Raw genomic sequence first — 10,143 nt, forward strand, 5'->3', positions numbered from 1 at the left:
AGAGGGCGCGGGGAGGGGGCCCAAAGAATCGAGTAAGCGTGCTTACTTGGCAGCAGCCGCGTAACGTTCGTTGACGTCCGCCCAGTTGACGACGTTCCAGAACGCCTTGACGTAGTCCGCCTTGACGTTCTTGTACTGCAGGTAGAATGCGTGCTCCCACATGTCGAGCATGAGCAGCGGGGTGAAGTCAACGGAGATGTTGCCCTGCTGGTCAGTCATCTGCTGGATGATAAGGCGACCAGCAATGTGATCGTAGCCAAGCACAGCCCAGCCGGAGCCCTGAAGGCCGTTAGCGATACCCTCGAAGTGCGCCTGGAACTTTTCGAAGGAGCCGAAATCGCGGTTGATGGCCTCGGCGACCTCACCGGTCGGCGCGCCACCAGCGTTCGGCGCCATGTTCTTCCAGAAGATGGAGTGGTTGGTGTGGCCACCCAAGTTAAACGCCAAGTTCTTGGTCAGGGCGCGCAGGGTATCGGGGTTAGCCTCACCGCCCCGCTCAGCCTCGAGTGCCTCGAGGGCAGCGTTAGCGCCCTTGACGTAGTTGGCGTGGTGCTTGGAGTGGTGAAGCTCCATGATCTCGGCGGAGATGTGGGGCTCCAGCGCGTCGTAAGCGTAGGGCAGGTCAGGAAGCTCGTAAACAGCCATGATTCCTCAAATTCCTTTCGGTTGTTTTTATGGTCCGCATCCCATGATAGGGAAAATCCTGGGGACGTGTTCCCGGGTCGCATGCTCAGGGAACATTCCCGCGACCGGCAGCGTTGGCTCGAGTATGGGATTTCTTTTTGGACGCGCACCTGAACTCGTCGATCCGCGCAACGCCCTGCCCGGCCGGGAGGAGCCGGTGCTGGCCCGGCCCCGACCCCACGCTGTGTTGGGCACCCCGATTACGGGCCCCTGGCGCGAGGGGCAAAAGAGGCTGCTCATCGGACTGGGCTGTTTCTGGGGCGTGGAAAAAATGTACTGGCAGCTAGACGGTGTCGAATCCACCTCCGTCGGTTACGGCGGCGGGGTCACCCCGAACCCGACCTACCGCGAGGTCTGCTCCGGAGGAACCAACCACACCGAGCTGGTCGAGGTGGTCTACGACCCGCAGCGCATCACACTCAAGGAGCTCGTCCGCGCCGGGCTCGAGGCCCACGACCCCACCCAGGGCTTTCGCCAGGGCAACGACGTGGGCACCCAGTACCGCTCCGCCTTCTACACCGACACCGAGGAGGAGGCCGAGCTGATCCGCGGCTGGGTGGACCAGTACGGCGAGCAGCTTGCCCAGGCGGGCCTGGGGCCGATCACCACCGAGGTGCGCTCAGGCGCCGACTACTACCTCGCCGAGGACGACCACCAGCAGTACCTGCACAAGGTGCCGGGCGGTTACTGCCCGCACCACTCCACGGGAATCGCCTGCGGCATTTAGTACCCGTGGCGGTTGGGAAACCCGCCCGGTGGGCGGCGCAGCTTGGTGGCGTCCCTGTGGATCCAGCCCGCGGCGTCTTCGAGGGTTTCCTCCGGCTCGTCGACGTCCATCACCGCCGCCCAGTAGGCCAGCGTCTCATCGTGGTAGTTATGCCCGTGTGGTGAGGGGTACTCCTTTGAGGCCAGCTGGTCCATCCCGACCTGCCAGAACGTGATAAACGGCGCCCAGCGCAGCGTGGCGGGAACGTCGAGGCGCTGCGCGCGGGGGGCCTCGACTCCGCGGGAGCCGGGCTCTTTCAGCCAGTCCGGCACCTGGTAGATCAGCTTCCAATCCCACCACACCACCGGGTCGGAGGCGTGCTGCGCAAACACGGCCCGCGGCTCTTCCCACTCGTTGGCAAAAGGCTTGCCCTCGAAGTCGTGGCGGATGTGGCTCGGGTGCGCGGCGAACCGGATGTGGCGACCGCCGTCGACGATGGGGAGGCGCTGCGGGCTTGAAGCGTCGCGGTTCTCGGTCAGTTCTCTGTGGCTGCGCGAGAATCCCGGTACGCCGGTGAACACGCCACCGGCGACACCGTCGAGGAACTCGTCGATGGTGTCGAAGGCGTCGGTGACGCCGTAGGCGCCCAGGGACTCGCCCGCGACGTAGAGCTTCGGGCGCGAGTCTTCGGGAAGTTCCCCCAAGCGCTTGCGAATGGCGTCGATAAGCAGGCGCGATGAGCGCACGGGGGAGTCGCGGTCCGCGAGGTAGGAGTAGGCGGAGGGCAGGTAGGAGTACTGCATGGCCACGATCGCGGTGTCGCCGCGGCCGACGAACTCGAACCCGGAGGTGAGAAAGTCGTTGATCCAGCCCGTCCCGGCCGCCGACATCACGGCGAGGTGGGTGCGTGACCAGGCGTCGGTGCGGTCCAGCTCGCGCAGCGCCGCGGCTACCATATCGTCGTAGGAGCGGCCGTCGTCAAGCCCGATGAAGATGCGGATCGGTTCGGCGGTGGCAGACCCCATGATCCTTTCGATATCGCGTTTGCGGGGCCCGCCGGCGACAACCGCGCGGCCCTGGCGGCCCATCGTCGCCCAACGCTCCTCAGAATGCGGCGAGCCCGAACGCTCCGGCTCGGTCGGCCGATCCGCGCCCTGCATGAACTGGCGGTCGAGCTCCTCGGCACTCTTGTACGCGCGCGAGAGGAAGCGGCGCACGACGAGCCTGTCGGTGAACACGCCCACGACCGTTCCGGCGGCGATGATCGCCAGCGGCCAGGACGTCACCGGCGGCAGGCGCCGGCCCAGCAGCCCTGCCGCGGTATCGACGATCGATTGCAGCGCCTCGCCCGTGGCGAGCAGTACCCCGTAACCGAGCGTGCCCAGCGTGATCCCGACGAAGGACTCTGCGACGCTGAATTCGTCCTCGCCGCCCACCAAATCGACCTGCTTAACGTGGCGCCGCGCCGACTGGATGAAAGTGATGACGGTTACCGCGCTCATTCCCCAATGCAGCGCGGTATTGGACCACTTTCCGACGCGCTCGTCGCGCACAATCCCACTCGAGCGCACACCGCGCGCGACGGTCTGATTGACCACGTTGCCCGCGATGTGGCCCACGCCTTGGCAGATCGCGACGTTGGCCGCTACCGCCCACCAACGGTGGGGCAGAAGCGACGGTGAAATCGCACCCCAGGTCGCTATTTCCGCGCCCAGAACACCTGGGCCGAAATTTTTCGGAAGGCGCCGCAGTCCCCTCAGCCGCAGGCCAGGGGTGAGATCGGCCCAGACCTCAGCCACCATCAGCGGCGCGGCCAGGATGCCGTGGCTCCCGAAGGTGTAGCGCTGCTTAGCGTTTTCGATCGCTTCATCAAGCGTCGGCGCGTCCGCAGCACGGTTGCGGAGGACGGCTGCGAGGGGGAAGCGCGGCAGGCGCTTCAGAGGCGAAAGCATAACCAGCATTGTTGCAAAAATCACCGCATCCCGCAGAGGGCAGTCCGCTCCGGTCGCGCAATGGCGCAAGCAGTTGTAGGTTAAACACTCGTGACCATCCTGACGAGCAGTAACGCAGCTCGAGAGCGTGAGACCAGCACTGATCCCGGAATCGTCGCGCACCGTGGCGCGTCGGGGCTCTACCCGGAGCAGACGTTCCAAGCCTTCGACGAGGCGTTGCGCCTGCCGATTCACGGCATCGAGTGTGACGTCCGGCTCTCCCGTGACGGGCAGCTGGTTGTCTTCCACGACCCGATCCTGAACCGAACCACGAACGGCAGCGGCAGGGTGTCCGTCACCGACTGGTCGGATCTGCGCACCCTCAACGCGGGAACGCCCGACAACCCGCAGCGCATCATGCTTCTCGCCGAGCTGCTTGAGCTCATGCAGGACTACCCGGACAAGCACATTTACGTGGAAACGAAGCACCCCACCCGCTACGGCCCCGAAGTCGACGAGCAGACGCTGCGCGTCCTGCACTACGCGGGCCTGCGCGAATCCGAGCGCGTGCACCTGATCTCGTTTTCCCACCGGGCGATGCGCTACTTCACCGAGTTCGCCCCGGAGTTGGAGACCTACTACCTATTCCGTCTGCGCGAGAAGAAGTGGAACAAGAAAAACCACATGCTCTCGCGCCCGTACGGCGTCGGCCCGGCGCTTGCGCACCTGCAGGCCAAGCCCGAGCTTTTGGGGTTCAAGGGTTTGAAGACCTACACGTGGACGGTCAACCTGCCGAAGCAGATGCTGTGGTGCCGCGACAACGGCGTTGACGTGTTTGCCACCGATCTGCCGCACTTGGCCGTGGAAACTCTTTCCCGCGGCACCGTTGCACCGGTTTCGCAGTCCTCAACGAGCTAGCCCCCGGTAGCATTGGGCCCTATGGCTAAGAAGAACCGCAAGAAAGCGACCCCTGAGAATTTGCCGGAAGGGATGAGCCGCAGGCAGGCGAAGCTCGCCGCGCGTGCCGCCGAGCGCGAGGCGCTGCAAAAAGACCCCCGCCCGTACGCCGGATTGGCCGCGGAGGCGGACTTGATTGCGCTTCAGGAGTTCGTCCCCTCCGCGGTGGCGGCCCTCGAGGTCGCCGGCGAGACCGTCAACGTTGTGACGGTGCTGCCCGGGGCGGGGGCCGCGCTGCGCCGCGCCGAATCCGAGGGCGGCGAGCGTTTCGTGGCGCTGCAGGTCGGCTCCCACTCGCAGAACCCCGGCCGCGATCTCGCCTACGCGCTGAACTGGGTCTTGAGCGCTGAGCCGGGCGAGTCGCTGCAGTCGACGGTCGCCGACGGCACCCAACCTGAGCTTTCATCGCTTATCGACGCCTCGACCACGCCCACCATCACCGAACACCAGGACTTCACCTGGTGGTTCCCCAAGGGAGCAAACATACCGGCCGAGGTGCAGCAGGCCCTGTCGCGCGCCAACGACGCAGTTATCCCATCGACCCAGATCAAGGCGGACGTGCCGGGCTCAATCTGGTGGGTTAACCCGGGCGGCGGCAAGGGCCACATCCGCTGGGTGCGCACCGACGACAACGAAAACCAGATCTTGTCTGCCCTGGCGCGCATCGCCGCGCGCGGGGAGCTCACCGTCGGCGAGGGAAGCAAGTTCGCCGGGGCGTTTCGCACCCACGGCGTGGTCGTGCCGGTGTGGGATGTCGACCCGGCCGTCGATGTGGCCTCCTACGCCGGTGCGCTCCAGGAGCTGGAGACGAAGATCGCTGCCGAGTACGACAATGACGCCCAGCTCAGCGCCGACGAGCGCAAGCAGCTGGACAACATCAAGTCGCGGCAGGTGACAATCTAGTCCCTCGTTACCGCCTGTTCACCAAGTCTTTCGCTGGAATGAACTAACCGTTCAGCGTTGCCCCATACGCTGCACGTCATGACCTCGAGGGGCGCGGCTATTCCGGCAGTCAACGACGTCCCCCGCCCGGTGGGTGCGGGGGCATCGCGGCAACGCAATTCCGCGCGGACCGACTGGAAGCAAGTTGGACTTGCTGCCTTGCTCATTGGTCCCAACCTCATTCTGCTGATCCTCTTCACCTACCGTCCACTGGTGGACAACATCCGGGTGTCGTTCTTTAACTGGAACATCGCGTCGCCGACGATGAATTTCGTTGGGTTGGACAACTACATCCAATGGTTCCAGGCGCCGGAGACAGGTCGAGTTGTTTTCAATACTGCCGTCTTCACTTTTTCTGCGGTCGTGGGCTCGATGGTGCTCGGCCTAACGTTGGCACTGTTGCTGGACCAGAAGCTATTCGGGCGTTCGGCAGCTCGATCGACAGTCTTCGCCCCCTATGTGATCTCCGGTGCGGCAATCGGTGTCGCCTTCCAGTTCGTTTTTGACCCGAGCTACGGGCTCATTCAGTACGTGCTCGGGATCTTCGGGTTGCCGGTGCCGAATTTTTACCAGAACTCCAATTGGGCTCTGTTTATGGTCACCACGACCTACATTTGGAAAAACACGGGATATACGTTCGTCATTTACCTCGCTGCGCTGCAAGCTCGGCGCAAGGATTTGGATGAGGCTTCCGAAATCGACGGCACCCCTCCAGTGCGGCACTTTTTCAGGGTGATCGCCCCGCAGCTGCGGGGGACAACATTTTTCCTGCTTATCACCGTTCTTCTGAACTCCTTCCAGGTATTCGACATCATCAGCGCGATGACCAACGGTGGCCCGTTCGGATACGGAACGTCGACGATGGTGTACCAGGTGTACCAGGAGACCTTCATAAATAACAGGGCCGGCTACGGAGCGGCGATCGCCACGATCATGTTCCTGGCGGTGCTCGCCATTACGGTGCTGCAGTTGAAGATCCAGCAAAGGATAGAGAGGTAGATGTCGCACGTGGTGCAGCCCCTCGGAGGGCACGAACTGCCCCCGGTTCCCGGTACCCAAGGCGTGGGTGAACCGGTTCGGCACTCGCCAGGATCGTCCTCTACCCCCAATCTCGCCTTGCGTGTCTTCGGCTACATCGTGCTCGCAGTCGCCGTGCTCTTGATTCTCGTCCCCCTGTACTTCATCGTGGTGACGAGCTTCAAGACGTTCCAGGACGTGTACTCCGACCCGATCACATTCTGGCCCGATCCGGTTGCACCCGAGAATTACTCTTATGTGTGGCAAAGCTCGGGCTTCGCGCAGTACCTGCGTAACTCGGTGATTATCACCCTCGTGCTCACTGTCGTTGAGGTCATTCTCGGGGTGATGTCGGCCTACGCTTTCGCCTTCCTTCGCTTCCCTGGCCGCGACCTGCTCTTCCTGCTGGTCATCGCGGCTCTCATGGTGCCGAACGAGATCACCATCATCTCCAACTACGCGCTGGTGGCCTCCCTGGGCTGGCGCGATTCGTACCTCGGCGTCATTGTGCCGCTGGCGGGCGTAGCCTTCGGCGCGTTCTTGATGCGCAACCACTTCCAATCGTTGCCGAGGGAGATCCTCGAAGCATCCAAGATGGACGGGGCGAACTTCTTCACCACCATGTTCCGGGTGGTGTTGCCGTTGTCATGGCCGACCCTCTCGGCGTTCGTCCTGATCACAGTCGTCACCGAATGGAACCAGTACCTGTGGCCGTTCCTCATCACGGATACCCCACGGGCAGCCACGCTGCCTGTCGGGCTGACGCGTCTGCAGGACGCGGAAGGTCTGACGAACTGGGCGCCTGTGATGGCGGGAACGGTCCTGACCACCTTGCCCATGATCATCATCTTCCTCGTCCTACAGAGACAGATGATCAAGGGCCTCACAGCGGGCGCCGTTAAAGGTTAGCCCTCACCAACACGAACAAGGAGTTCACATGTCACGCACACCACTTCGATCACGCCTCATCGGGCTCGGCATGGCGCTTGTCGCCACTGCGGGATTGACCGCCTGCGCCGGAGGCAGCATGTCCGCTGGTTCTGCTGGCCAGGAAGGCGACCCCTCTACCATCACCTTCTGGTCGAACCACCCGGGTTCTTCTCGCGACACGGAGCTCGCTCTTATTGAAGAGTTTGAGAAACAGAATCCCGACCTCGACGTCGAGCTCGTGACGGCGGGCTCCAACTACGAGGAAGTTGCTCAGCGCTTCAACGCCGCTCTCGCGGGTGGCGACCTTCCGGACGTCGTTGTCGCGTCCGATGTCACCTGGTTCAACTTCGCGCTCAACGAGGCGACGACCCCGCTGGAAGATCTGTGGCAGGAAAACAACATTGACGCCGAGTCCTACGTGGATACGCTTCGCGACGACTACGAGTACAACGGCAAGCACTACGGCGTGCCCTACGCGCGCTCGACGAACTTGATGTACTGGAACACCGACGATCTTCAGGCCGCAGGTCTGCCCACGGACCGTGGCCCCGAAACCTGGCAGGAGTTCGATCAGTGGGCGCAAAAAATCAAGGCTGATCTGAACAAGCCTGCGCTGACGATCCCGGATGGCTCGAACTACTTGGACTGGTACTTCCAGGGCATGGTCTGGGCATTCGACGGTGCGTACTCGGATGAGTGGACGCCGACGTTTACCTCGCCAGGGACGATTGAGGCTGGCAAGTTCCTGCAGGATCAGGTGCGAAAGGGCCACGTGGAAATTTCGACAGATCCGACCGTTGCTTTCGGCAACGGCAACGTCTCGGGCTTGCTCCAGTCCACCGGCTCGCTAGGGGGGCTGAACAAGTCCGCCACGGTCCCGTTTATCACGACGTTCCTTCCTGGCCCCAGCCCGTCTGCGGCAACTGGTGGTGCTGGCCTGGCAATCCCGAACGGTATCTCCGATGAACGCAAAGCCAACGCGGTGAAGTTTGCGGACTTCATGACCAACGAGGAGAACACGATCACCTTCTCGCAGGCGACCGGGTACATGCCCGTGCGCAAGGATGCGGTCACCAACCCGCGTGAGGAGCAATTCCTGAACGAAAACCCGAATGCGCGCACCGCGATTGAGCAGCTCGGGGAAAACACCCAGCCCCAGGACTACGCCCGCGTCTTTGTTCCTGGCGGCGGCCAGCGCATTGGAGCGGCGTTGGACCGCATCACCATCGGCAACGAGGACGTCGAGACGGTCTTTGACGAGCTGAACAAAGAAACCGAGCAAGTCGTCAAGCGCGACATCGAGCCGAAGCTCTAACAAGGGAAAAACCATGGCGACAGTAGTTTTTCGGCAGGCCTCGCGGATCTTCAATCCGGAGCGGCCACCCGCTGCAAACCGTATCAACCTCGAAATTGCTGACGGGGAATTCTTGGTTCTGGTCGGCCCCTCCGGTTGCGGCAAGTCAACGACACTGAGGATGCTCGCAGGTCTTGAACCAGTCGACGAGGGCGAGATTCTGATCGACGGAGAGGATGTCGCGCGGACTCAACCGCGTGACCGCGACGTCGCCATGGTTTTCCAATCCTATGCTCTTTACCCGAATATGACCGCACGCCAGAACATGGCCTTTGCGTTGAAGAACGCGAAAGTGGATCGGGCAGTCATCGAAGAACGCGTCGCGTTCGCGGCTCGCATGCTCGAACTCGAGGACCTGCTTGACAAGAAGCCCACGGCGATGTCTGGCGGTCAGCGACAGCGAGTGGCAATGGGTCGCGCGATTGTGCGCCAGCCCAAGGTATTCCTCATGGACGAGCCCTTGAGCAACTTGGATGCGAAGTTGCGTGTGTCCACGCGAGCACAGATCCTAGAGCTGCAGCGCAGCCTGGGAACCACAACCGTATACGTCACTCACGATCAAACGGAAGCGATGACGATGGGCGATCGTGTGTGCGTGCTCAAGCAGGGCGTGGTCCAGCAGGTTGATACTCCGCGCACCCTGTACACCAACCCCGGCAATTCCTTCGTGGCCGGTTTCATTGGCACACCGGCCATTACTCTTATCGACGCCGTCGAGGTCAACAACGCGACCGCGACCATTGGAAGCGTGCAGTACAACATCCCGAGCGCGATCGCGTCCAAGATCAATGAGGCGAATGTGCTAGTCGGTGTGCGCCCAGAGAATTGGGAGATTGTTGGAGTAGGTGCCGGCGCTGCGGGCCGGGCAGTGCCGGTCGTGGTTAACATTATCGAGCACCTCGGCGCGCAACAGTACGTTTACGGGACCTGTGCTGCGGATGCTGGCGTGAGCGTGCGCGGCGAAAATATCACCGTGGAGGTCCCGCGCGGGGTTGAGATTGAGAAGGGGGACACAATCTATCTCCGGCCTGCGGCAGGCGGGGCGTTGTTCTTCCACCCAGAGACCGAGATCAACTACGACTACCTCTGAGCCCTAGGCGCTGAACACCAAATCACCCCCCACCCACGTCTGCCACGTCAGCGGCATACCGGGGCGGTAGGCGAGGTCGATTGCGCTCGTGGTGTTCAGAACGTGCAGGTCCGCTGCCGCGCCGGGCACCAGGGTGCCTTTGGCGGGGCGGCCTGATGGGTCCTTGCCGCCGCCGACGTCATGGCGGCGCAGGGCCTTGGCGCCTCCGGTGGTCGCAGCGGTGATCGCCTCGTCGAGGCTCAAGTGCTGCTGCAGCACCGCAGTGGTGACGCAGAAGTTCATCGACGAGGTGAACGAGGTGCCGGGGTTCAAGTTGGAGGCGATGGCGACGGTCACGCCGGCGTCGAGAAGCGTGCGCGCAGGCGCGAGCTTTTCGCGGGTGGACAAGTCGCAGGCGGGCAGGATGGTTGCCACCGTCTCCGAGCCGGCGAGCAGCTCGATGTCGGACTCGGTGAGGTGGTTGACGTGGTCGACGCTGGCCGCGCCGAGCTCCACTGCCAGGCGCACGCCCGGGCCCTCGCCGAGCTGGTTG

General features: G+C 63.0%; 10 protein-coding genes. 7 read left to right on the plus strand and 3 right to left on the minus strand.

Annotated features, from left to right (window positions below; genetic code table 11):
• Nucleotides 1–42: 42 nt before the first annotated feature.
• A complete protein-coding gene (locus HMPREF0298_RS06730; protein ID WP_006840378.1) occupies nucleotides 43–645 on the minus strand; it encodes a superoxide dismutase in 603 nt (200 codons plus the stop codon).
• A 124-nt stretch (nucleotides 646–769) separates the two neighbouring features.
• Between HMPREF0298_RS06730 and msrA the strand changes: the two genes are divergently transcribed.
• Nucleotides 770–1,411 (plus strand): peptide-methionine (S)-S-oxide reductase MsrA, encoded by a 642-nt coding sequence (gene msrA, locus HMPREF0298_RS06735; RefSeq protein ID WP_006840379.1) that lies wholly within the window; start codon nucleotides 770–772, stop codon nucleotides 1,409–1,411.
• Here the strand turns inward: msrA and HMPREF0298_RS06740 are convergent.
• Complete coding sequence (locus tag HMPREF0298_RS06740) at nucleotides 1,408–3,342, minus strand: alpha/beta-hydrolase family protein (RefSeq protein ID WP_245527462.1); 1,935 nt, start codon at nucleotides 3,340–3,342, stop codon at nucleotides 1,408–1,410. The genes msrA and HMPREF0298_RS06740 overlap by 4 nt on opposite strands.
• A 90-nt stretch (nucleotides 3,343–3,432) precedes the next feature.
• Between HMPREF0298_RS06740 and HMPREF0298_RS06745 the strand changes: the two genes are divergently transcribed.
• The 6 genes from HMPREF0298_RS06745 to HMPREF0298_RS06770 all read left to right on the plus strand — a co-directional run bounded on the left by HMPREF0298_RS06745 (nucleotide 3,433) and on the right by HMPREF0298_RS06770 (nucleotide 9,611).
• A complete protein-coding gene (locus HMPREF0298_RS06745; RefSeq protein WP_006840381.1) occupies nucleotides 3,433–4,239 on the plus strand; it encodes a glycerophosphodiester phosphodiesterase family protein in 807 nt (268 codons plus the stop codon).
• Between the two features lie 21 nt (nucleotides 4,240–4,260).
• Nucleotides 4,261–5,181 (plus strand): DUF5926 family protein, encoded by a 921-nt coding sequence (locus HMPREF0298_RS06750; RefSeq protein WP_006840382.1) that lies wholly within the window; start codon nucleotides 4,261–4,263, stop codon nucleotides 5,179–5,181.
• Nucleotides 5,182–5,259: 78 nt separating this feature from the next.
• The gene (locus HMPREF0298_RS06755; protein WP_006840383.1) at nucleotides 5,260–6,219 is read left to right on the plus strand and encodes a carbohydrate ABC transporter permease; all 960 of its coding nucleotides are present in this window, start codon (nucleotides 5,260–5,262) and stop codon (nucleotides 6,217–6,219) included.
• Nucleotides 6,220–7,146, plus strand: coding sequence for a carbohydrate ABC transporter permease (locus HMPREF0298_RS06760; RefSeq protein ID WP_083789528.1), 927 nt, complete (start codon nucleotides 6,220–6,222; stop codon nucleotides 7,144–7,146).
• Between the two features lie 28 nt (nucleotides 7,147–7,174).
• On the plus strand, nucleotides 7,175–8,482 hold the full coding sequence (locus HMPREF0298_RS06765) for an ABC transporter substrate-binding protein (protein ID WP_040422803.1): 1,308 nt from the start codon (nucleotides 7,175–7,177) through the stop codon (nucleotides 8,480–8,482).
• A gap of 13 nt (nucleotides 8,483–8,495) precedes the next feature.
• The gene (locus HMPREF0298_RS06770) at nucleotides 8,496–9,611 is read left to right on the plus strand and encodes an ABC transporter ATP-binding protein (protein ID WP_006840386.1); all 1,116 of its coding nucleotides are present in this window, start codon (nucleotides 8,496–8,498) and stop codon (nucleotides 9,609–9,611) included.
• A 3-nt stretch (nucleotides 9,612–9,614) separates the two neighbouring features.
• On the opposite strand, the gene HMPREF0298_RS06775 is transcribed toward HMPREF0298_RS06770, so the two are convergent.
• Nucleotides 9,615–10,143: amidohydrolase family protein (locus HMPREF0298_RS06775; protein WP_006840387.1), on the minus strand; the 529-nt coding region annotated here is incomplete at its 5' end.

Source organism: Corynebacterium lipophiloflavum DSM 44291 (assembly GCF_000159635.1).
In the GTDB taxonomy this organism is placed as follows: Bacteria; Actinomycetota; Actinomycetes; order Mycobacteriales; family Mycobacteriaceae; genus Corynebacterium; species Corynebacterium lipophiloflavum.